18 protein-coding genes are annotated in these 23911 nt (G+C 50.6%); 3 read left to right on the forward strand and 15 right to left on the reverse strand.

All coding sequences use genetic code 11. The features are described 5' to 3' along the window. Nucleotides 1-37: 37 nt before the first annotated feature. From GWK09_RS10405 to GWK09_RS10420, 4 genes are all read right to left on the reverse strand, one after another. Complete coding sequence (locus tag GWK09_RS10405) at nucleotides 38-1267, reverse strand: LETM1-related biofilm-associated protein (protein ID WP_163693327.1); 1230 nt, start codon at nucleotides 1265-1267, stop codon at nucleotides 38-40. Between the two features lie 571 nt (nucleotides 1268-1838). Next, nucleotides 1839-2426, reverse strand: coding sequence for a superoxide dismutase family protein (locus GWK09_RS10410; protein ID WP_163693328.1), 588 nt, complete (start codon nucleotides 2424-2426; stop codon nucleotides 1839-1841). Between the two features lie 75 nt (nucleotides 2427-2501). Next, a complete protein-coding gene (locus GWK09_RS10415; RefSeq protein ID WP_163693329.1) occupies nucleotides 2502-3197 on the reverse strand; it encodes a DUF2490 domain-containing protein in 696 nt (231 codons plus the stop codon). Nucleotides 3198-3223: 26 nt separating this feature from the next. After that, the gene (locus GWK09_RS10420) at nucleotides 3224-6433 is read right to left on the reverse strand and encodes a WD40/YVTN/BNR-like repeat-containing protein (protein WP_163693330.1); all 3210 of its coding nucleotides are present in this window, start codon (nucleotides 6431-6433) and stop codon (nucleotides 3224-3226) included. A gap of 120 nt (nucleotides 6434-6553) precedes the next feature. On the opposite strand from GWK09_RS10420, the gene GWK09_RS15090 reads away from it, so the two are divergent. Then, complete coding sequence (locus GWK09_RS15090) at nucleotides 6554-6910, forward strand: SdpI family protein (RefSeq protein WP_163693331.1); 357 nt, start codon at nucleotides 6554-6556, stop codon at nucleotides 6908-6910. Nucleotides 6911-6961: 51 nt separating this feature from the next. Here GWK09_RS15090 and GWK09_RS10430 read toward each other — a convergent pair whose 3' ends face one another. From GWK09_RS10430 to GWK09_RS10475, 10 genes are all read right to left on the reverse strand, one after another. Then, nucleotides 6962-7477, reverse strand: coding sequence for a hypothetical protein (locus GWK09_RS10430; protein ID WP_163693332.1), 516 nt, complete (start codon nucleotides 7475-7477; stop codon nucleotides 6962-6964). 94 nt (nucleotides 7478-7571) lie between these two features. After that, nucleotides 7572-8852, reverse strand: a complete 1281-nt coding sequence (locus tag GWK09_RS10435) for a metal-dependent hydrolase family protein (RefSeq protein WP_163693333.1) — start codon at nucleotides 8850-8852, stop codon at nucleotides 7572-7574. Next, complete coding sequence (locus GWK09_RS10440; protein ID WP_163693334.1) at nucleotides 8853-10226, reverse strand: amidohydrolase family protein; 1374 nt, start codon at nucleotides 10224-10226, stop codon at nucleotides 8853-8855. A gap of 101 nt (nucleotides 10227-10327) precedes the next feature. After that, nucleotides 10328-11956, reverse strand: coding sequence for a M1 family metallopeptidase (locus GWK09_RS10445; protein WP_163693335.1), 1629 nt, complete (start codon nucleotides 11954-11956; stop codon nucleotides 10328-10330). 10 nt (nucleotides 11957-11966) lie between these two features. Continuing rightward, nucleotides 11967-13292 (reverse strand): DUF2268 domain-containing protein, encoded by a 1326-nt coding sequence (locus GWK09_RS10450; protein ID WP_163693336.1) that lies wholly within the window; start codon nucleotides 13290-13292, stop codon nucleotides 11967-11969. A gap of 9 nt (nucleotides 13293-13301) precedes the next feature. Beyond that, entirely contained in the window at nucleotides 13302-14636 is a 1335-nt protein-coding gene (locus GWK09_RS10455) for a M28 family metallopeptidase (RefSeq protein ID WP_163693337.1), read from the reverse strand. Next, nucleotides 14633-14959 carry a hypothetical protein gene (locus GWK09_RS10460; RefSeq protein ID WP_163693338.1) on the reverse strand — a complete coding sequence of 109 codons (327 nt, stop codon included), beginning with the start codon at nucleotides 14957-14959 and terminating at the stop codon, nucleotides 14633-14635. Before GWK09_RS10460 ends, GWK09_RS10455 begins: the two co-directional genes overlap by 4 nt. 21 nt (nucleotides 14960-14980) lie before the next feature. After that, nucleotides 14981-15262: a TMEM175 family protein gene (locus GWK09_RS10465; protein ID WP_163693339.1), complete on the reverse strand. Its 282-nt coding sequence runs from the start codon at nucleotides 15260-15262 to the stop codon at nucleotides 14981-14983. After that, nucleotides 15259-16191, reverse strand: a complete 933-nt coding sequence (locus tag GWK09_RS10470; RefSeq protein WP_163693340.1) for a TolB-like translocation protein — start codon at nucleotides 16189-16191, stop codon at nucleotides 15259-15261. The genes GWK09_RS10465 and GWK09_RS10470 overlap by 4 nt, the downstream gene beginning before the upstream one ends. After that, a complete protein-coding gene (locus GWK09_RS10475; RefSeq protein ID WP_163693341.1) occupies nucleotides 16148-18364 on the reverse strand; it encodes a bifunctional alpha,alpha-trehalose-phosphate synthase (UDP-forming)/trehalose-phosphatase in 2217 nt (738 codons plus the stop codon). Before GWK09_RS10475 ends, GWK09_RS10470 begins: the two co-directional genes overlap by 44 nt. A gap of 101 nt (nucleotides 18365-18465) precedes the next feature. Between GWK09_RS10475 and GWK09_RS10480 the strand changes: the two genes are divergently transcribed. Continuing rightward, nucleotides 18466-20265, forward strand: a complete 1800-nt coding sequence (locus GWK09_RS10480) for a glycoside hydrolase family 15 protein (RefSeq protein WP_163693342.1) — start codon at nucleotides 18466-18468, stop codon at nucleotides 20263-20265. Here the strand turns inward: GWK09_RS10480 and GWK09_RS10485 are convergent. Further along, nucleotides 20255-21688: a pyridoxal phosphate-dependent decarboxylase family protein gene (locus tag GWK09_RS10485; protein WP_163693343.1), complete on the reverse strand. Its 1434-nt coding sequence runs from the start codon at nucleotides 21686-21688 to the stop codon at nucleotides 20255-20257. The two genes, GWK09_RS10480 and GWK09_RS10485, sit on opposite strands and share 11 nt — an antisense overlap. A 155-nt stretch (nucleotides 21689-21843) precedes the next feature. Here GWK09_RS10485 and GWK09_RS10490 point away from each other — a divergent pair, with 155 nt between their 5' ends. After that, nucleotides 21844-23865: a dipeptidyl-peptidase 3 family protein gene (locus tag GWK09_RS10490; protein ID WP_163693344.1), complete on the forward strand. Its 2022-nt coding sequence runs from the start codon at nucleotides 21844-21846 to the stop codon at nucleotides 23863-23865. Nucleotides 23866-23911 lie beyond the last annotated feature (46 nt).

A 23911-nucleotide genomic window follows, 5' to 3' on the forward strand; every position in this document is an offset into this window, starting at 1 on the left:
ATATTCAATTATCTGAAAAACAACTGAGTAATACTATCTATAGATTTTTCTTATAGTCCTTTTTTTGCCCGTTTTCCACCTTTTTTATGACCCGGTTCTCATCGAAGGAGGAGGGCAGTAAGGTAGGGATCAGTTTGATAAAGATGGGCAGGAGTACGGCTCCACCGGGCAGCATGAAGATGGCCAGGGAAGGGATACTTTTAAAGATATCCATCAGCTGTTCCTGTACTTTTTTCTTTTCCGAGACACTCAATTCCTTTACGGTCCCTTTCGAGATGAGGTAGACCAGTTCTTTGCTTTCAGACAGTTCCTTCTGCAAGCGCTTGCTGTTTCTGAGGATGAGTTTATTCACCACCCGGGACATGCTGTCGTAGAACTGAACCGCGATGTTGGTGTCCTTTAGGAAGGAGATCTTTTTGATGTTCTTCTTGAAGAATGCAGCGATCTCCTCGAGGGAGGCTGCGATCTGTTTGTCATTGAACCCCATGTCCTTTCCTATCCCATAGATATACTGGGATTCTTTATAATCCACGGAATAATCTTCCCATACCGTAAGGCTGGCCACATCGAGAAAGTACTGATTCTCCCAAGGAGAGCAGTTATGGATCAACATCTCTCTGTAGGTGCCGTCGAACTTTTGGTCCTCGGCATTGATAAAGGTCAGGGAAGAAGCAAACAACTGGGAGAGTTTTTCATCTGCCCTGTTCTTTTCCTTGGCATTGAGGGCGTGGTAGGTGATATTGATGGTCAGGTATTCCAGTTTCTGAGCCTGTTTCACCACTTCTTTCTCTCCCCTGAGGAAAAATCGGAAGGTGAGTACATCGATAAAGAGAAGGGAATTGGTGATAATGCTATTAAAGGTCCTGGTGACCACATTGTCGTCCAAAAATACCCTGGAATCGATCAGGGCTTCCAGTTGATCGGAGGTCTTTTTCCCGGTTAGGATCTTGTTGAGGAAGGAACTCCGACCTATGTTGAGTTCCTTGTAAAAGGTGAAAATGGTCTCCAGAAACTTCTCAAAATCGCCTTTCTGCCTTTCTATGGTAAATGTGAAATACAGGGCCGTAAGCAGGTTGATCTTCCCGCGTTCATCTTCCGATGGTTCATGCTCTATGGTAATAAAGGGAGGTACCCCCACGTTGATCCCATAGACGAACCCGTATTCTTTGAGACTGGCGTACAGAGTAGCGAAGTCTGAGTACACGCCCGACTTGTTTTGAACGACTTCACCAAATTTGTTGATCCAACCAGGTCCCGAGGGATTCATGATATGCGATTTAAGCCCAAAGTACATTAAAAAATGGCTTATCTGAAACTCGGGATGCCTGTTTCCGTACAATTACCATACAGCAGGCCTATCCCAAATGAGTTAAAAGGCAGGTTTACCCTTGCATTTCATCGAAAAGCGCTTCTCCTTTGTTCGATTTTCCTCAGGAATATTAGGATATTCTAGACGAAATGTATAGTTTTATCGTTAAAGTTCATGACTAGTGTCCCAAATATTATTCTTGAGCGATTTAGTTAACAGATAAGTAACCGACCCAAATCACCTACGTTATGGAATATTTCCTCTTCATTAGCTGGTCCATCGCTATGTTAATTGTCTTCATTAAAATTTGGATGGCCAACCGCTCCTTGCAAAATTTATTGAGAAAGTAATTCCAGCTATAGAACACGTTTTTACTCCAGAAAGGTCTTTATTAAAACGGAAATGGCGTTACCAGGGCCTGTGAGGTTCTTTACCGCGTAACTCCATGTGAGTTCACAGGGTCATTCGTTTTACAAGGCATTAAAAAAGCCGTCTGATGACGGCTTTTCTATTTTTTGGGTAAGGTCCTTTATTTGATGATACCTGTACAACTGATCCTGGCTCCTGCCGCCCCGCTGGGCTGTGACACGAAGTCATCCACTCCCTGGTGTACGATCACGGCTTTTCCGGTAATGTTTTTAGTTGTATCCTCACAGCTCAGGCACCAGAGGTCGGTTGTGAACTCCACGGTGGCATTGCCATCGGCATCGGCGGTGAAATTCCCTATATCCCCCCTGTGATAGCCTTCGCTCATTCCCCATTTCCCGTGGGGTTCGGAAGTAGGGTTCCAGTGGCCCCCGGTGGAGGTCCCATCGGCTGCTGAGCAGTCGGCCTTCTCATGGATATGAATGGCGTGCTCCCCGGGAGTGAGACCTGAAAAACTCGCTTTCATCATGACCTTGCCATCTTTTTCAGTAAATGAAACCTCTCCTGCTACCTTGCTGTCGCTCTTGGGTTCCATCTTAAAGGCGATGGTCTCTTCCATCACTTCTTCTTTGACCATTTCCACCGCCTCATCCATTTCTTCAGCGGCTTCACTGGCCTCCTTCTTTGCTTCTTTACAGCCAAATCCGAGGATCAGTAGAAGGCTTAATGCAGATAATTTCAATATTTTCATGGTACGTGTTTTTTAATTCAACTCCTAAAGTTACGTAAAAATAAAGGCGGAGTCAATCTACAACTCCGATCCTTTTCATTTCTTCTTCCTCAGGTCCGGGTTGAAGAAGAGGGCCACCTGGAGTCGGTCGAAATCGATCCTGCTAAAGTGGTTCTTCAGATATCCCACCTGTAAACTGCTGTTTTCTGTGATATGCACTCCTAAGGCAACATAGAGACGGTTTTGATTAAAGATATCATCCTGTAAATTGAGAAACACCTCATCATAGGCGTTGAGGAAAAAGGTATCGGTCAGGGGGAGGGTCACCTGCAGTCGGTACCTCGCCCTGTGTTGCGTATCCGTGAAATCACCAAAATCAATGAACCGCTGTTCCAGGCGATACCGGTGTTCAAAAAGGAACTCCCCGACCTTATTCTTCAAAATGAACTGCTGAAAGATCCTGTGCTCTTTGGAATCTATGTCCCCTTCGAATTCTTCAAACGTATTGTCGGTGAGGATATAGGCGTATCCCAGGGTGGCGATGGCATCGGGATTGATGTGGTAGTTCAGACCGGTCCGCAGCAGGAGCTGGTTAAAATTTCCCTGGGTCTCGAAATACCGGAACTGGGCTTCCGAATGGATACTGAGTTTATCGGAAACCTGATTTGTGCCAAAGTACATATACCAGGCCCCCCAGTTTTCTTCTCCAGTTTCCTGGGCTCCTACCAGTCCGGAAACGAGCAATATGAGGGCAAGGACAATGTACTTTATGGATCTTTTACGTTCACTCATGGTAACGGGTTCTTGGTTCTCACTTATCAATCGAGTGTGAAGCTCGAAGTATCTTTGAACAGGTTCAGGTTCAGGGGTTCTATCGTCTGCCTATAGGTCTTCCAATCCTCATTGAAAAACGCATTGGTCTTATCCAGGGCACTTTTCAGTTCGGCTTCGGCAAAATTCATGAGTTGCGTCTCCGTAGAAGTGATCCCGGTTTTTCTGGAGCTCACATACTGGCTTGCGATCCCTATCCTCCTGGTAACGGTCATCTCGGGATTTCGGGTGATCCCCTGTCGCTTGTCCTCTTTTCCCAGAAAGAGGTCGATGAGTCCGTCGATCTTTTTGACGATCTCTTTGGAGGATTTGATCTCTTCCTTGAACTTTTCCTTGTCGAGGTCGGTGAGATCTTTCTGGTATTTCTCGGCGATCTTCTTGCTCTCCGCAAGCTGTTCTACCGCATCCGCGGCTGTTTGCATGAATCCTTCCAACTTCTTGGCGGCCGTGTAAACCTCCTCGATGGCGTTCCGGGATACTTGAAGTCTGGGGTCTGAGGCGACCGTGATCTCGGTTTCATCCCTGTGATCTCCGAGGGAGACCACTACCCGGTATTTCCCGGGTTTTACGTCAACCCCACCAGACTCCCGGGTTCGCTTGCGCAGGGTACGGGAAGGCCTGTCCGGGCCTTTTTCGTCCATTCTCCAGTAAACCCTGTGAAAGCCGGCTTTTTCAGGAGTTTTGTACTTCAGGGTCCGGATCAGGTCCTCTCCCCTGAAGATCTCTACCACTACGGAATCTTTTGTCTTTTTGGAGGTCTCTGAGTCCTTATCCTCTTCACCTTCCTCAGCAGTATCCTTTCCGTTCTTTTTGGCTTCCTCCTTTTTCCCTTCCTTCAGGAAATAAGTGATCATCGCTCCTTCTTCCCGGTTCTTGGCATTGAAGATGGCATCAGCGCCAAAACGGCTCCCCGAAGGCTGCTGATAGGCTGCCTGATAGGCCACCGGAGGATCAAAGACCGCGATGGGTTTGCTTAGGACCGCGGGGTCTGCGGCTACGGCCCTTAGGGGTCGGATATCATCCAATACCCAGGCAGCACGTCCGAAGGTGCCTATGACGAGGTCCTGTTCACGGGGATGTATCGCCAGGTCCTTGGTGGAAACCGTTGGGAATCCTTCGGTCCATTTTTGCCATGTACCCGCACCATTAAAGGAAACATATAGTCCGTCATCCGTACCCAGGAACATCAGCTCAGGATTTTCGGGGTCTTCTATGATGGAGAGGGTGTAACTCTTGACATCGTTCCCATCGACGATGCGCTCCCAGGTCTTTCCGTAATCCCTTGTCCTGTAGGCGTAGGGGGTATAGTTGAACCTTCGGTAGTCATTGGCGATCAAAAGGGCTTCCCCTTTGTTCTTAGCCGAGGCCCTGATCTGCGCGATCCAGCTGCCCTTAGGCAGGCCTTTTAGATTCTGGGTCACTTCCGTCCAGCTGGATCCCCCGTTCATGGTAATATGCACCCTGCCGTCATCGGTGCCTACCCAGAGCATATCCCTCTCGGCCGGGGAAGGTTCTATAACTAATATAGTACAGTGGTTCTCGGCCCCGGTGGCATCCATGGTGAGTCCGCCGCTCTCGCTCTGTTTGAGTTTCTCCGGATCATTGGTGGTGAGGTCCGGGGAGATCACTTTCCAGGTGAGGCCTTTGTCCGTGCTTTTGTGGACAAACTGGCTGCCGAAATACACAGTGCTGTTGTCAAAAGGATCCTGTCCTATCCCCGCGTTCCAGTTGAAGCGCAATTCAGTCCCGGCATCAGGAGGGGTGGGGCGTACCGTATAATTGTTCCCCGTGATATGGTCATACCGACTGACATTCCCCTGCTGACTCATGGCATACCCGAAACGGGAATCATCCAAGTCGGGGACCACATCGAAACCATCCCCGAATTCGATCTCCTGCCAGTAACTGTTTCGGATGCCCTGGTCTTTCCAGACATAGGCCGGACCCCTCCATGAGCCGTTGTCCTGCATGCCCCCGTAGACGTTGTACGGATATTCGTTGTCTGTGCTGATGTGGTAGAATTGCCCAACGGGAAGGTTGCCGATAAATTGCCAGCTCTCACCCCGGTCACGGGTGATGTTGAGTCCCCCGTCATTTCCGTCGATCATGTAATTCCCATCCTCCGGGTGGATCCACCAGGCGTGATGGTCTGGGTGGACACCATTGTTTACCCTGTAGGCCGGCATCAGCTCAGAAAAGTTCTTTCCACCATCTATAGAGACGTTGACATAGGTAAAGACGGAATACACGCGATTCTCGTTCTGAGGATCTACGTAGATCTCGGAGTAATAGAAGGGCCTGTTTCCGATATCTTCCTTGTCGTTGATCTTTTTCCAGGTAAAACCCCCGTCTTCGGACCTGTAGAGGGCGTTCTTTTTCGCCTCCACCAGGGCATAGACCACATTGGGCCTGCTCCGGGCCACGGCGATCCCGATCCGGCCCAGTTCCCCTTTTGGCAGGCCGTCATCTTCCGTTATCTTCTTCCAGTGTTCCCCTCCGTCGTGGGTCATGTAGAGTCCGCTTCCGGGACCCCCTGATTTAAAGAACCAGGGATCCCTTTTGTGTTCCCACATGGCTGCGAAGATCTTGTTGGGGTTGGTCGGGTCCATGACCATATCGGCCACCCCTGTGCGGTTGTTTACAAAAAGGATCTTATTCCAGGTCTTCCCCCCATCCGTCGTCTTAAAAACCCCTCGTTCCGGATGTTCTCCCCAGGGTGATCCGATGGCGCCCACATAGACCGTATTCGGATCCGTGGGGTCTATGATGATGCGATGTATGTGTCGGGTTTTTTCCAATCCCATCAGGGTCCAGTTCTTACCCCCGTCCAGGGACCGGTATACACCGTATCCGCCATTAAGGCTGTTCCTGGGGTTCCCTTCTCCTGTACCCACCCAGATCACTGAGGGGTTACTTTGCTGAATGGCGACAGCCCCAATGGAAGCGGTGACTTCCTTATCGAATACCGGATCCCATTTGATCCCTCCTGAGGTGGACTTCCACAAGCCGCCCGAAGCGGTTCCCGCAAAGATGATGTCGGGGTCGCTCTGTACCGCATCAATGGCAGTGACCCTGCCACTCATGCCGCCGGGTCCTATATTCCGCGGTTTAAGGTCCTGCACCAGGTCCATCGTAAACTCTTGGGCAATCAGGGAAAGGGATGCCAGGAGCATCAGGGGTAGTAGTGTTCTTTTCATTTGGTGTAACTTATATAGACAAGGGCTAAATATACCAAAAAGGCCCCGGGAAATTCTTAAAGAGTTGTTAATGAAGATCCCGTTTCATTCACCTAATTTTGTACAAAAGACATAGAGATCGTGCAGCCTCTCTTCGGGATGAACCCCATTTTTTTATTTCTGGCCATTACCGGCATCACCTTCGTATTCCTGGGTGCGATCCTGAGAAAGTACCCGCCGAAAAGGATCAACCACTTATACGGATACCGAACCAAAACCTCCATGCAATCTCAGGACCGATGGGACCACGCCCAGGTCTATTCTGCCAATGAAATGATCAAACAGGGTGCGATCATGGGCGTCCTGGGCTTGTCATTGGCAATTATCACGGATATGGATGAGATCACCAGCGTCGTGATCTTTGTCCTTTTACTGGCGATGTGTTGTGTGGCCCTGTTCCTCCGGACCGAGCGTAGTCTGAGGAAAAAATTCAAATAAAAAAGTGCCTTACCGGGTGGTAAAGGCACTGTCTTTAAGGACAATGAAGCCCTAATTTTGCATGAGATACATCATAATTCCTGAGAAATCCCCATAGGCCTGTTGATAAATGATCTTGCCTTCTGGGTTGAAATCAAAGGACTCGTACAATTTGATCCTGCCTGAACGGGCCTCGGTGGAATCCGTGGCGGGGAGGGTCACTTCCCATTCAGAATAATGCCTTACGGACCCGTCCATTTTCCGGGTATCCGAATTCACTCCTGGCAATAAAGTGGGCGGATCGGTTACCAATCGAAAATCAAAGGTGTTCCACATTTCCTTGTCGTACACCTTCATTTCTTCGAGGCTTACGGAATCCTTTTCCGCACCAAATTCGGTACTGAGCATTACAAAATCAGGGGCGTACATAGAGTAGTCCAGGTTCTCGTTCTGCCATCCTTTCAGATTGGCTAATACGGTTTTGGAGTTTGCTTCAAAAGCTTCCTTGGCCGCTTTTTCTTCCTGACTCTCTGCCTGGCAGCTCAAGAGTAGGACACTGAGAAGGGCAATAGCCCAAAGTTTTTTCATTTTACTGGTTATTAATTGGTTATATTGATAAAAGTAGGGAATAATTCCATCACTTCCACATGTATTTCCGGACCCGGATGGGCGAACCGTACGCCTATGGTTTTTTAACCAACATTCCCCCTTTCATGACAAAGGCGACCTCCCTCATCAGGCTGATATCCAAAGTAGGGTCCCCTTTAACCCCAATTATATCGGCCATCATGTCCTTTTTAATCTCGCCCAGTCCTTCCAGGTGGAACACCCCGGCATTTATGCGGGTTGCTGATCTGAGGGCATCCAGGGCAGGCATGCCGTATGCCACCATCAATTCGAGTTCCCGGTAGTTCTCCCCGTGTGCATATACTCCCACATCTCCTCCGAAAGCGATGGTCACTCCGGATTCGAGGGCGATTTGGAAGGACCTTTTCTTATTTATGATCCGTTCGGTGTCCGGATCCCTGAGCGGATCCCATCCCCTGTAGCGTTCAATGGCATGTCCGGCCGCCAGGGTAGGGCAGAGGGCCACTTTTTTCTGTCTCATCAGATCGAATACCTCCCGGGTCCCCCCGTCACCGTGTTCTATGGTCTCCACTCCTGCCATGACCGCTCTTCGCATTCCTTCCGGGGTGCTGGCATGGGCCACGACGTATGATCCGGCGGATGTGGCCGCATCCACCATGGCCTTCAGTTCTTCAGGCAGGAAAGTAGGCTGGGAGGCAGCGCCTGCCTTCCAGCGGTAATCGGCGTATACTTTTATAAAATCCGCCCCGTTCCCCAGTTGACGTCGGACGGCCCTGATAGCCTCGTCCTTTCCACTTACCGCTTCCGCCCCCAATGGGACCACAACCCCATCGTGAAAGCCTTTAGGACCATAGGCCCCCGTAGCGACGATGGCCGGACCTGCCACCAGTAAACGCGGCCCGGGAATGATCCTTTCCTCTATGGTCTTTTTTAAGGCGATATCAGCGTATCCCGCCCCTTCAGAACCCAGATCGCGCATGGTCGTGATCCCGGCCATCAGCGATTTTTCGGCGTGTACACCTCCCCTGATCGCACGTTCAGCAGGTGATTCGACCAACACCTGGTCATTCCAGGAAGTCTCATTGTACGGATGCAGGAGGAGGTGAGAATGGCCTTCTATGAGCCCGGGAAGCAGGGTATACCCCTCCAGGGAGATCTGCTCTGTACCGGGTTTGGCCTTCCAGAGATCTTCCGGTCCGGCGTAGCTGATCCTTTCGCCCTCGATCTCCACAACCCAGCCTGTGTGCAGGGTCTGTCCGTCAAATACGCGGTCTGGCTTTAAGAGGATCTGTCCCACACTGGCCTGTACACAAAAGAATAAAATGGCCAAAAGCCCTGTTTTCTTTAATACACTTAGTAATTTCTCGGTTTTCATCTATCTTTCTTTAGCGCGGGTTGCGATCACATTGAGTTTTTTGTCCAGGGTCTTTCTATCGAGCCACTTTCCCCTGACCATGACGCCCTCTATTTTTTTTAAGGCCTCAAGATCCTGAAGCGGATTCTCCCTAAGGAGGATGAGATCGGCCTCCAGGCCATCCGCAATCCTTCCAAATTTGTCCTCCTCATCAAAGAAAAGGGCAGGGTTTAAGGTCCCGCTTTTCAGGATCTCCTGTTTACTCATCCCCGCAGCCTCCATTCCGCGTATCTCGTGGTGGATGGAAAACCCGGGGACGTTAAACAATTGGGGAGCGTCTGAGCCCAACAGTATACCATATCCGCCATCGCTCAGCGCTTTGATCAGTTGTTGGCGAATAGAATGGAATTTCTCCCATCCCTCTTTAGTGAATCCTGTGGCGGGTGCAGTGGATTGTTCCTTTCGTATCTTCCAATTGGTCAGCGTGGTCACCGGCATGTATTTCATTTCTGGCTCAGCGAGCAGTGCTTCCGCGGATACAGGGGCAAACCATCGCTCAAAAAGGCTTTGTGTGGGTACGATCCATACTTTGTGCTCCCTCGAAAGGTTTACCAGGGAAGGGATAAGAGCCGGATCGGCCAGGGTCGTGAAGTTATATCCAAAGAACCCATTGGCTGTTGGGTCTGCGTTCATATCCTCCGGGACCAAACCCTCCAGGAAACCATCTACATGATCGATAGAGGCATACCCGCTCATTAGGGCGTGTCTGATCCCGACATCCACAGGTACGTGCCCGGCAAAAGGGATCCCGGTCTCACGGGCCGTGGCCACGAGTACATCAAAGACCTCCCTTTTGATCCCCGGGTGTATTTTCAGAAAATCATACCCGTCCTTCTGGTACTGGGTCACTTTTTCCCTTGCCTCTTCCGGAGTTTGAACGGAATTACCGTTGAGGGACGGACTGGAAGTGAAGATCCTGGGCCCCAGGACCTCTCCACTCTCTACTTGTTCTCTGAGTTCCAAATGGGAAGGGTGCCCCAGCATCCCCCTTATGGTCGTGATCCCGTTGGCGAGGTAAAGCAGGAGGGTCTCCTCCACACTTTCCCGGCTGGCGGGAGGAGAGGGGATATGGGCGTGCATCTCTGCCAGGCCGGGCATGAGGAACATCCCACGCCCGTCGATCACGGTTTTGTAGGATGAATCTTCCGGCTTTGAGGTTGTGATCCCGATGATCAACCCGGCATCGATCTCCACGAAGCTATGATCGTGCAGACTGCCATCTGAGGGATCCACCAGGGTCACATCGGCGATCAGGAAATCCTTCTCTGATTTAGGCTTAGGTTCACGGCATCCAAGCGCAAATAGTGCAATAAGGAGGAAGATATTGATTTTCATAGGTTAAGGGTTTTCGATTGCTTCCCCATACCCGGGGTAGCCCAGAAAGGTAAAAAGAATTCCGGACAGCCCTTTCAGAAACCTTTAAAAATCAAACAAAATCAGTCGCGGAGCTCCATAGGAACCACCAAGAAGTTTGGGTCTGTGATCATCTTCTCAATGCCCTCGATCTTTTCCGTTTTCCAGTCGGTTTTGGGGAAGAGCCAGTGAGACTCATCATCTGCATAGACCCGAACAGGCATATCGAATCCGGGAACCACCCGGGTGTAGCGGTAAGTGATCTCCCCTTCTGAAAGGCGGTACTCCAGGACGGGGATCATGGTCGTACGCAGGTATTGTTCAAAGAATTCGGTAAGGTCGATGCCCGATCTGGCACTGATGTAATCCTCAACCTGTTGGGTGGTGACCGTCTGGTGATAGAACTCTTCGTTCAACCCCCGGAGGATACTGCGCCACTTCTCATCATCTTCCAGCAATTGCCGGAGGGTATGAAGCATATTGGCACCTTTGTAATACATATCGCTGGAACCTGTCTTGTTGACTCCATATGGCCCGATCACGGGCCTGTCGTTGCGAATTTTTCTCCTTGTTCCTATTACGTACTCAGCAGAGGCTTGTTTCCCAAAGTGGTAATCCAGGTAGAGGTTTTCCGAATAGGCGGTAAAACCCTCATGAACCCACATGTCTGCTATGTCCTTGTAGGTGATGTTGTTGGCGAACCACTCATGCCCGGCTTCGTGTATGATGATAAAATCGAATTTCAGGCCCCAGCCGGTACCGGAGAGGTCCATCCCGAGGTAGCCGTTCTGGTATTTGTTCCCATAGGTCACCGAACTCTGGTGTTCCATCCCCAGGTAAGGGACCTCCACCAGTTTGAAGCTGTCCTCGTAAAAGGGATAGGGCCCGAACCAGTGTTCGAAGGCCTCCAGCATCATCGGAACCTGTGCAAATTGCCTTTTGGCATCCTCGAGGTTATCGCGAAGGACATAATAGGACAGGTCCAGCTTCCCCTTCTCCCCTTCATATGTGTTCTCAAAGTGCACGTAATCCCCAATATTGACGTTCACCCCGTAATTGTTGATGGGGTTGCTCACATACCATTCATAGGCGATCTGCTCCCCTTTGTTCACAGTATTTTTGAGTCGGCCATTGGCCACACCTATCAATCCTTTGGGCACCGTTACACTGATAGCCATACTGTCTACCTCGTCGTACATATGGTCTTTGTTGGGCCACCATACACTGGCACCCAGGCCCTGGCAGGAGGTCGCGATAAATGGCGTCCCGTTTCTGTCCTCCTTCCATGAAAATCCCCCGTCCCAGGGTGCGTTCACTGCTTCCCTTGGCTTTCCAGAATAGGACACCTCGATTTCTGCCACAGACCCTGCTTCCTGTTTTTCCCTCAGGGTGATAAAATGGGCATTTCCCTTTGAACAATAGTCCAATGGCACTCCATTTTGGGTTATGACCCCTATTTTCAGAGGGGGCTGAAGGTCTATCTGCATGACCTGACTTTCTTCCAGGACTTTGTAGCGGATCCTGTTTTTCCCTTCGATATATTTCTGGGCCGGATCAACGGTCACCTGTAGGTCGTAGAACAACAGGTCCCACCAGGCCCTTTCTGGGGTGATGCTCCCTCTCAGAGTGTCCTGCTGGGTGAAGACCCGACCTTGAGTATACGCGCAGGGAATGGAAACGGCAAGGAGGAGAAGAATTACACACTTTTTCATAGGGTACGATTTATATATCTGGGTCTTCTTCCATTAGGTAGCTGAAATCACTTCCCTTAAGAATGGAGGTCATGTCGTCCGTATTCAGGAGATCTGCCAGGGCACGTCTTTTGTCCGGCGCATTGCGGTAATAGGATCTGGTGATGAGGTAACCCATGGCATATCCCAGATCGGCAGGTCTGTCCTCTATGGAACCTCCGTTGTAAAGCCAAAGAGAGAGGTCATCCGAAAAGAGGTCCTCACGGAGTTGCCAGGCCACCTGTTTGAGGTTTTCCGGCTGACTCAGATAACTCAGTTGGGCTGATTCCACGGGAATTCCGGATGCCAGTTCCCTGAGAAAATCACATACGCCTTCTTCAATAACTTTATAGAGGACTGTGTCTTCGTGAAGCGTATCCGAATAATTCTGCTGATAATGCATGAGTTCATGCAGGATGAGCTGGGGAAGGGAATTGAATTCCATAATAGCCTCCTGCTGCCAGTCGTTCAGCTCATTCACGGGCATGGAGGAAGACCTTCCGAACATGTCGCCCCCTATAAAAAGGCCAATTTCAGAGGCAGTTCCGCCCGAGTTCAAAAGACCCGGCACAACGTAGACCTTGGGAAAGACAGCCTCCGGATACAGGGTCTTGAAGTTCTTCAGGGCTTCCAGGGTCTTGTCGCGTAGGGCCATCAGGCTGTCCCTTTGCATCCTGGTCTTCAGATAGGTATAATACTTTGGAGCCCCATTGATCATCTGGCCGAACATCTGATCTGTGCTGTAATACCGAATCGCATAATAGTCCCTGATCTCAGGTGGACCTTCCAGGATATAGGCTTTGAGGATCTGCCGTGCACTGTCAGGGTGGGCCACGGCTTCCTCAAAATACGGCCAGAAAAGATCCATGGCCCTGGATTCTACATCGAAGTTAGACACGTTCCTAAGGATGGCCCTCAGAGAGTCCAGCCTGGCGTTCAGCCTTTTGTATTCAGGGTTGTCTATCCCTTTCAGCCCCTGGAATTTTCCAAGAATGCCAGGGTTGGCCATGCCGCGGTCAATAGCATTGTGGAGGTGGGAAACAGCAGAATCCTTATTGCCCGAGAGCAGGTAGAGGGAAGCGGCCTCCACAAAGAGTTCGGAAGACTGGAGGTCGGTATTGGCCTCAGTGATCTTTCTGGCCAGCTGGGCGTATTTGCCTTTGTTTTCCAGTTGTTCGTAATCCCTGAAAACGATATTGAGGTCCGGAAGTGCTCCCAGATCTTTTTTCGCGGTCCTGTTTTCCTTTTGCTCCAGGCAACCCAGGAAGGCCAGGGCAGTGATGCCTCCTAATAAAAAACGCCTGGTGTTGAATTTCATCAGGATCTCCTAGTTTCTGAAAATGCCGTTGGGGAAGACCACGGGACTTTCAAAGCCCGTTGCACTTACTGCCGACACTCCAAAGAAATAATTGTCTATTACGATACCATCGAGAGTGAATTCGTTGACATTCCCCACATATCGGGAGTAATCCCAGGTAGGGGAGGTGGTATCCCTCCAGTAGATCTTATATCCGGCAGCACCCTCCGAGGCACTCCATTTTAATTTGGCGGAAGGTTCCACTATACCGCCGATCTGGACCTCCTTGGGTGCGGGCGGTGCCCATGCAAGGGAGGCCAGGTTGATCGCATTGACCGCCGTAAGTTTGGCCGCGTACTCAAAATTGACGTGCTCCAGTACATCCCCATAAGCGATCCCATCCTCAACCCTGATATCCTGGTGTTGCTGGGTGTAATTCTCGTGGGCCTCCATGATCCGGATCCCTGCAAAACCCTGGTCGTTGAAAGGGCGGTGGTGCCCTCCTCTCCCGAACCTGTCGAGGCGGTAGATCATCATGGGATTCATTTCGGGCATATAGGTTTTGGTCGTCTTATGGACGTATCGGGCCAGCTGGCGGGAGATCCCATCCACCTCACCTCCGTAAAACCTCCTGGCGCCGCGCTCCCGGTCTGTTTCCGTAGGCGGAACCGGTTCCGAAAAGATCCTGAAATCCCTGTTGCTCACAACCCCATCGACACCTTTTATATTGCCGATCATGTCATTGTTGAGGATGCCTATGATTTCCCAGCCTTTTTCCTTGGCGTATTCCGCCAGGAATTTGCCCCCGAAGAGCCCTTGTTCTTCTCCCGAAAGTCCGACGTAGATAACGCTGTTCTCAAAACTGTACTTCGATAAGACCCTTGCCGCCTCGATGGTGCCGGCCATGCCACTGGCATTGTCATTGGCCCCCGGGGAGACATCCGTATAATTCGTCGGATCGCTGACCCTGGAATCAATGTCCCCGCTCATGATGATATAACGGTTAGGGTATTTGGTCCCTTTTTGCAGAGCCACCACATTGACCACCATGACGTCTTTCACAATCCGCTGGTTTTCACCCTTTTTCACGAGACCTTTCTGATAGAAAACCTCCAAACAACTATCGCAATCCCCGGAGATCTTTTCAAATTCCCCTTTGATCCATCGGCGGGCTGCTCCGATGCCCCTCGTACTCGAGGTGGTATCGCTCAGCGTATGCCTGGTGCCGAACCCGACCAAGGTCGTTACATCTGCTTCGATCCGATCGACAGAAACTGCATTTACAATGTCGTAGATATCCTTTGAAGATTGGGAAAAAGTTGCGGTTGAGACCAACAGCATCAGGGTAAAAAGGTATTTTCTCATGATATATTTTTTCTGTATTTCTTTTCGAACCAGGTCGCATGTGCAAAACAAAAGGGTCCCAGGACCGCGTAAAAGAAACCCGGAGCTCCAAAGGTAATACCTACTTTTAATATTCCGAGGATCACAGACAAAAATGCAGTGATCACATAGAGGCTGAAATGCTGGGAATAGAATAGGAGATCCAGGGAGGAATTCACGCTCCTGGTTCTTCTGTAGGCCCTGCGGTACATAAGGGCATAACACAGGAAGATCATTGCAAATCCAAGGCCGTACATCACAAAGAGATAAGCGAGTTCATCCCGCGTGATGGCCTGGACCCCCATCCAGGAGATGATCAGGGATTTTTATGGGAAGACATAGTACAGTACGACGAACAGGAGGACGGCGTTGTAAAAAATGATCCAGTCGTCTATATATGATGTCCGTCTGAAGAAGTTGTAGTGAATCTTCCAAAGGATCACCAGGACAAAAAAGCTGACGCCAAAACTGATAAGTCCGGAAGCCTTTGCCCCAAACCATTGAAGGCCGTCATTCATGTCCAGATTGACCACCATCAAAGTGGCCGCGAAGGCAAATACGCCGTCACTAAAGGCCTCTACCCGATTTATATTGTGGGGGAACTTCACGGTTTTTCCTTTGTTTTATCCGGGATCTCCCCTACGATCGCCAGGAGCCCGGAGGAGGGATCACGCGCTATTCTCGTGATACGACAGATCTCTCCTTTGGGAAGGATCCGGAAAATACTCCATGTTTCAGAATTACCCGGTTTGAATTGCAGGATCGTATGGTCAACACCGGCCAAAATGGTTCCATCGCTCAGCCAGCAAACGTCTTCCACACCCGGAGGCAGGTCTGTGATCACCTGGGTGGCACCAGAGACCGGGTCTGTGGATTTCAATTGGCGTTTCCCATCCTCCTTGTTCACAAAGCTCACCAATCCGGAGCCCGGAATGAGGTGGAGGGAACGGCCTACATTTTTCTGGAAGGTATAATTAGTTCCGTCCTTCAAGTTGGAGACAACGAGGTCCATACGGTCTTCTACCAGGACTGAAGAAACCAGTATTTCAGGGCTATACCAGACGTGGTAGCCCACCTTGAGGTCTTTGACCAGAGTTTTGGGTTTTCCTGTATCCCAGTTGTATCGGTACAGACGTTGATGGCCGTCCTCATCGAGCCGAATCGCCGAGAAATCCTCGCTTTCCGGAATTCTTAAAGGGGAGTATTCCCCTCCGCCCGGGGTGTTTGTTTTCCAGGTGAGGCTGCCATCGGATAGGGTGTAAACGGCCACATCCGTCTGTCCATTCCTGTTGGAAGAGAACAGGATCATCCCATTCGAATAAAAGGAAGGCTGATTGTCATAACCGGCATTGTTAGAGAGGTTTATGACCTCACCGGGATTTACCTGCTCTGAGGTTTCGCGGAGGTTCAGGAGGAAGACCTCTGTATCTGCCTGGGGGAAGGTCAGCGCCGGTATGGCCGTAATGAAGGCCAAAAGGCAGAACCTGTTGAGGTCAGACCTTCTTATCGGTAAAACGGGAGAGGAGATCACGGACATTTTTGATGCTGTCTAGATAGTATTTCGCCTGGGTCTTCTGCCGGCCCACTTTTACAGTGACGGCGGAATCGGGCAGTTCCTGAAACATGAATTCATCGGTCCAGTCGTCCCCGATCGCGAAGACAAAATCGTACTCTTCACGGGTAAAAATACGCATTGCCGCCCTTCCTTTGTTCACATTGCTGCTTTTTATCTCCAAAACCTTGTTCCCATTCAGTACACTGAGGTCATCATTGGCGATCAGACTTCTGAGGACGGTATTGAGTTCCGAGGCCCGCTTTTGTCCAAAATCGGGGTCCGTATTCCGGTAATGCCAGGCCAGGGAGTAGTTCTTCTGCTCAATAAAACTCCCCGGAGTTCGGTCCACAAAGGATTCCAGGACGGGATATATCTTCTCCATCCAGTCCTTTTTGACGTTCTCCAGCATCACAAAATCCTCTCCTCCTTCTGAGAGCCATACCCCGTGTTCGACGATCATATTGTATTTCTTTTTCAGGAACCAGCGCCCGAAGGTCTCCTTGTCCCTGCCGCTGATCAGATAGACATCGGTATCCTGTAAGGCGTTCAGTGAATCGAGTAGTCTGAAGAGATCCTCGTCCGGAGATGCTTTTTGGGGATCGTTGTGGAAACCTGCCAGGGTGCCGTCATAGTCCAGGAAAAGAAGTCTTTTCCCGGATCCCCGGTATTCCTTCATGATGGTGTTGGTGAGGTCCACCGAAAGCCTGCGGGTGACGTAGGCCGGGTCCTTGTCGCGCTGATCCGTCAGGGATCGCATAAAATCATTCGCCCACTTTTCCACGTTGTATCGCTCCAGCCTTTTCTGGAGGACCTCATTCCTGTCCTTTTGTTCCTTTACGGGCATTTGTATCGCTTTGTGAATGGTATCTGCGATCTGTTCGAAATTGTTAGGGTTGATGAGCAAAGCTTCATTCATCTCGTTAGCCGAACCAGCCATTTCGCTCAGTATAAGGACTCCGGACCGGTCCGTTCTTGTGGCGATATACTCTTTGGCCACGAGGTTCATGCCGTCCCGAATAGGGGTCAACCAGGCGATATCACAAGACGTATAGAGGTCGATGAGGTTCTCGAAGGGCATTGAGCGGTAGAAATACCATATGGGAGTCCAGCTTACGGTGGCCAGCTCCCCGTTGATCCGTCCCACGAGCTCATCGATCTCCCTTTTGAGGAGCTGGTACTGGGGAACATTGCTCCTGGAGGGCACGGCCAGGATGATGAGGCGCACCTTCTCCTTGTACTGGGGGTATTTGTTTAAAAAGTACTCATACGCATTGAGCCGTTTTGCGATCCCTTTGGAATAGTCGAGCCGGTCTATGGAAAGCAGGAACTTGGCATCCGGAGTGGATTCCTTGTGTTTGTTGAGCCGGCTCTGCAATTCGGATTGCTCCTTTTTGGGCAGGTCCCGGTGCTTTTTTGCCGCCTGGCTGAACTTTGCGTAATCGATCCCCATGGGAAAGGAATCCACCTTCACGATGCGGTCATCGAGGTAGATATCGTTAAAGCTGACCTCCAGCCCGAGGATGCGCCTGATGGAACTCAGGAAATGCCGTTCGTAATCGTAGGTGTGAAAACCGATGAGGTCTGATCCAAGCAATCCCATCAGGACCTCTTCCCTCCAGGGGAGGGTCCGGAAGATCTCAAAAGAAGGGAATGGGATGTGGAGGAAGAAACCAATAGAGGTCTCCGGCCGTTTCTCCCGGACCATCTGAGGTACGAGCATGAGTTGATAGTCGTGTACCCAGATAATATCATCGTCATCGGCCTGTTCCAGAATAGCATCGGCAAACTTCTGATTCACCGCCTTATAGGTCTCCCAGCTGGAGAGTTCGAATTCGGAATATTCCAGGAAATAATGGAAGAGGGGCCAGATGGTGCGATTGCTGAACCCGTAGTAAAAGCCATCCACTTCCGCAGAGGTCAGTTTTACCTTTGAGGATCCGTGCTTTGCCAGGGCAGAATCGATATCCTTTTCAAGCTCCTCCGGGATCTCTTCTTCCGTGAGGCCGCTCCACCCGATCCACAGGCTCTCACCTTCTGAGTGCACTGATTTCATCCCTGTTGCCAGTCCGCCCACACTAGGAATAGCGCTGATGCGTCCGTTGTCAATCTGCAATTGAACAGGCAATCTGTTTGAGATAATGATAGTTTTAGCCATAAATCGAGTGTTTTTGCCCTTTTTTCTTATTAATTTCTCTAAATTTCGGCAAATTGAAGCGTAAATCCAATGAAACCAGGATTTTTACGGGATTCTTATTTATGGACAACTTAGATTACGGAATTATAGGAAATTGCAGGAGCGCCGCCCTGGTATCGAAGACAGCCTCCATCGAATGGTGTTGTCTGCCCGAATTCGACTCCTCCTCGGTGTTTGCCAAACTACTCGACGACAAGATCGGGGGCAGCTTTGGGATACAGGTATCTCCTGAATACAGTATCAAGCAACGCTACAAGAAGCATACGGCCATCCTCATCACCAGATTTGAAGAGGGAGACCACGTTTTTGAGGTACACGATTTTATGCCCAGATACGTCAAAGGACCCTCCCAGTACTACGCACCCCCGGAAATCGTGCGTTTTGTCAAGCACATTTCAGGCAGGCCTAAATTTACGGCACAGTACGAACCCAGGCTGGCCTACGCAATGGGCAGGACGGACACCTATGTTAAGAAGAATTTTGTCGTGAGCCTCACTCAGGGAGAGAAGTTCGAAACGGTATTCCTCTATACCTCATTCAATAAGAATGCGGTGGTGGAAGGCCGGGAGATAGAGGTCTCAGAGGATGGGTACTTCCTGCTGGCTTACAATGAGAAGATCTTCCAGCCCAGCACCAGGAAGACTTACCTCGAACTGGAAAGGACCAAGGTATACTGGCTAAACTGGAGTAATAAGACCCCGAATTACAAAAAATACAACGCACAGATCAACCGAAGTGCCATCACCCTGAAATTGCTCACCTACAACAAGACCGGGGCAGTTCTGGCCGCCGCCACTACGTCTTTGCCGGAGACCATAGGGGAGGTACGGAACTGGGATTACCGTTTCTGCTGGATACGGGATGCCTCCATGGTGATCAAGGTCATGGCGGATCTGGGCCATACCAATGTGGCCAGGAGATACCTTCAATTCATCGTGGACCTGATCCCGGATAAGGACGAAAAGTTGCAGATCATGTACGGGATCAACAAGGAGAAAAAACTCACGGAGAAAACCCTGGATCACCTCAGCGGCTACAAGGGCTCTAAGCCTGTGAGGGTGGGCAATGCAGCGTACCAGCAAAGACAGAATGACATCTACGGTATCCTGATGGATGTGCTCTATGCCCAGTTGAACAAATTCAGCATGGACCTGGAGAACGGGGAAGAATTATGGGGGATCACCAAAGGGATCGTCTGGATCGTCTCCAAGCACTGGAGGGAACCCGACAAGGGGATCTGGGAATTCCGAACAGAGGACCGCCATTTTACTTTTTCCAAGGTGTTATGCTGGGTGGCCATCGACCGCGCCATTAAGGTGGCAAGGATCTTCCGCAAGAACCGAAAGATAGAGAAATGGAATGCCCTGGAACAGGAGATCCGGGAAGACATCCTCACCCATGCGTGGAATGATGAAAAAAAGGCCTTTACCCAATCCTACGGCTCTCCGAACCTGGATGCCTCCGTCCTCCTGATGGAATACTATGGCTTTATCCCGGCGAAGGACCCCAGGTTTATCAGTACGGTAGAGGCCATAGAAAGGGAATTGAGCAATGACGGATTGCTGTATCGTTATAAGAATAAGGACGACTTTGGATTGCCCTCTTCATCCTTCACCATCTGCACCTTTTGGTTTATCAACAGCCTGTTCAAAATAGGGGAGGAGGAGAAGGCACAGGCCCTTTTCGACAAGGTGCTGGGCTACGGCAACCACCTCGGTCTTTTCAGTGAGGATATCGATTTCAAGACCAAACGGCTTCTCGGGAACTTCCCCCAGGCGTATTCTCACCTGGCCCTGATACAATGTGCTATCAACTTTTCCCAGAAGGCCACGGAACAGCGGGTCCTGGAGTCTATGCAGTGATCCTTCTGCCTTTTTCCTTTACCAGGGCCAGCAGGGCTTCCAGGTCACTGGTAGTGGTAAAAGGGTTCATGATGGTACACCTGAGATACTGCACCTTTTTGATCCTGGTCTGAACAATGTAAAATTCACCTTCTTCAAGTAATTCCTTCCTGATCCCTCTGTTGATCTCATCGAGTTCAGCAGCATTGAGACCTTGTTGGGTATAGCGAAAGCAAACGATGTTGGAATGAGGCCTGACGGCCAGTTCGAGCGCCGGATCCGCTTCGATCATCCCGGCCAGTACCCTTCCCAGGTCGTAAAGGGCGGTCACATTCTCGTCAAAGAGTTCTTCCCCATAGGTTTTCCACAGCAGGAACCATTGAAGGCTCATCATGGTCTTGGTGCATTCGAAGGTGCGTTTGGCCAGGTTAAACCAGTCCTCTTCTTCCGAATGCTGCAGGAGGTATTCAGCTTCCTGGCTGAAGGTAGTGTGCGAATGATGCCCCTCCCTGAAGAGGAGGGCAGTGGTGATAGTAGACATCAGCATCATCTTATGCCCGTCGATCACGACGGAGTCTGCGCGATGTATCCCTCTGACCGTCTCTTTGTATTTCCTGGAAAAAACCGCGGCTCCTCCATGGGCGGCATCGACGTGGAACCACATCCCCTTTTCTGAGCAGAAATCGGCGAGGGTATGGAGGTCGTCGTACACACCTGTCGCCGTGGAGGGAGCACTTCCAACCAGGGCAAAAACCTGCAAGCCTTTCTTCCTGGCGTCTTCGTAATAGGCATTCAATACGGAAGTGTCCATGGAAAAATCCGGCCTGACCGGTACTTTGATGATCCCTTCGGAACCGAGCCCCATAATCCTGGCCGCCCGGTCTATGCAGTAGTGCGCTTCCTCTGAGACCATGACCGCGAGCCTGTTTCCATGGCCGTTTAGCCATACATCTTCCTCGAGCTTGGCTTTCCTGGCAGACAGCAGGGCGGTTAAATTGGCCAGTGTTCCCCCGGAGGTCAATAGCCCCCGCGCCTTATCGTCAAATCCTATTTTCTCAGCGAGCAGATCGGTAATGATGCGTTCCATGGCCGAGGGAGCCATCCCCATCTCGTATACGGCCATGCCGTTGTTGAGGAGGGAACTCACGAGCCCGCACAGCGCTGCCTGGGGTGCCGGGGCACAGACCTGGTGCCCGATATATCTGGGATGATGTACATGGGTAGTGCGCTTTAAGACCTGGGGGAAAAAATCGGAACGCGATTGATCCTTGAAGAATTCCATCCAGAAATCCCTTTCGTCTTCAGGCTTTTGGTAATGGATCACCTTTTCTGCCGATCCACTCAGGGTGGCACGCAGGTGATCGGCCATGAGGTCGATCAGTTCATGTCCCTGCTGCCGTAATCTGTTCGGATCGTACACCTTTTGTAAAACAGGAGTCTTCATAAACCGGTAAATCTTGAATTCAGGGATAAAGGTAGACCTAAGGCGTCATTTCAACTTCAAGGAGGTGTGAAATTTTTTAAGAAGACCTCGAAAAAGGCCGGAATTGCTTCCTAAATTTCTACATTTGGGGATCAACGACAAACAGCTATTACATCATGAGATTACCTAGATTAATGATTGCCATACTGGCCATTGGGCTTTTTTGGTCCTGCGCGGATAAAGAAACCCAGGAAACCCCTCAGGGGTTGGAATCCGCCTCATTCGAATACCTGGTAGACCGGTTTGCCGATATCCAGGTCCTGAGATATCAGGTGCCCGGGTTCGACGAACTGAGCTTCAACCAGAAAAAACTCGTGTACGCACTTACCCAGGCCGGACTGGCGGGCCGTGACATCATGTGGGACCAGAACTACAGGCATAACCTCCATATCCGGAGGGCACTGGAGAAGATATACACCTCATTTGACGGGGACCGGTCTTCGGAAGACTGGAAGGCCTTTGAGACCTATTTAAAAAGGGTGTGGTTCTCCAACGGTATCCACCACCACTATTCCAATGACAAGTTGGAACCGGGGTTCTCACCTGAATTTCTGAGCATGTTGCTGAAGGCTACGGGCACGGAATTGAACGGGGAACCCTTTGAGGTGATCTTCAACGATCAGGATGCCAAGAAGGTCAATAAGAAGAAAGGCATTGACAATATAGCGGAATCTGCTGTTAATTTCTACGATCCGGGGATCACCACTGCTCAGGTACAGGCCTTTTATGCCACGGCAGATAAAGGACCGGAAGGACGACCTGTAGAGACGGGCCTGAATTCTAAGCTCGTCCTGCGCGACGGGAAGATCGTGGAAGAGGTGTACAAATCAGGAGGGCTGTACGGCTCGGCCATAGATGAGATGATCAAGTGGTTGGAGATGGCCAAGGGTCTGGCTGAGAACGAGCAGCAGGCCAAAACTTTGGAATTGCTGATTGAATACTACAGGACAGGCAGCCTGGCTACCTGGGATGAATACGCCATATCCTGGGTCAATTCCCGGGAAGGAGATATCGACTGGATCACCGGCTTTGTGGAGGTGTACAACGATCCCCTTGGCTACAAAGGATCTTATGAGACCATCGTACAGATCAAGGATTTTGAGATGTCCAAACAAATGGCGGTACTTTCGGAGAACGCCCAGTGGTTCGAGGACCAGTCGCCCCTGATGGAGGAACACAAAAAGAAAAACGTTGTGGGGATCTCCTATAAGACGGTGAACGTAGCCGGAGAAGCCGGAGATTCTTCCCCCAGCACGCCCATCGGGGTCAACCTGCCCAACAACAACTGGATCAGGCAGGAGCACGGGAGTAAATCGGTCTCCCTGGGGAATATCATCGATGCCTATAACAACGCAGGGGAGGCCGGCAGGTTAAAGGAATTCGCCTTTAATGAGGAAGAGATCGCCCGGGAGGAGAAATATGGGACATCGGCCTCAAAACTCCTGACTGCACTCCACGAGGTAGTAGGACACGCATCCGGCCAGCTGAACGAGGGCGTTGGCCAGCCCAAGGAGACCCTGAAGAACTACGCCTCTACCATGGAAGAGGGGAGGGCCGACCTGGTGGGGCTCTATTACCTGATGGACCCCAAACTACAGGAGCTCGGCCTTACCGATAACTGGGAGGAACTGGGCAAGACCGCCTACGACCGATATATCCGAAATGGGCTGGTCACGCAGCTGATCCGGATCGAACTGGGAGATGATGTGGAGGAAGACCACATGGTAAACCGCCAGTGGGTCTCTGCCTGGGTCTTTGAGAAAGGACAGGCAGACAATGTGGTTGAAAAGGTGGTCAGGGATGGAAAGACCTATTACCACATTAACGATTATGCCAGACTGAGGGAACTGTTTGGCCAGCTGCTGAAGGAAACCCAGAGGATCAAATCGGAAGGGGATTTTAAGGCGGCACAGGATCTGGTAGAGGGCTATGGTGTAAAGGTAGACCAGGAGCTGCACGCAGAAGTACTCCAAAGGAACTCGGCCTTTAAAACGCCTCCCTATAGCGGTTTTGTAAATCCGGGAATCGTTCCGGTAGAGAACACGGAAGAGGACATCGTGGATTTCAAACTCGAATGGCCGGAGACCTTCGAGGAACAGATGCTATCCTATTCAAAGAAATACAGCTTTCTGAAGTAACCTTGGGTTTACTACAAAATAAAACCGCCCTGCTGGGCGGTTTTTT

Origin of the sequence: Muriicola jejuensis (assembly GCF_010671595.1) — a bacterium.
Classification (GTDB): domain Bacteria; phylum Bacteroidota; class Bacteroidia; order Flavobacteriales; family Flavobacteriaceae; genus Muriicola; species Muriicola jejuensis.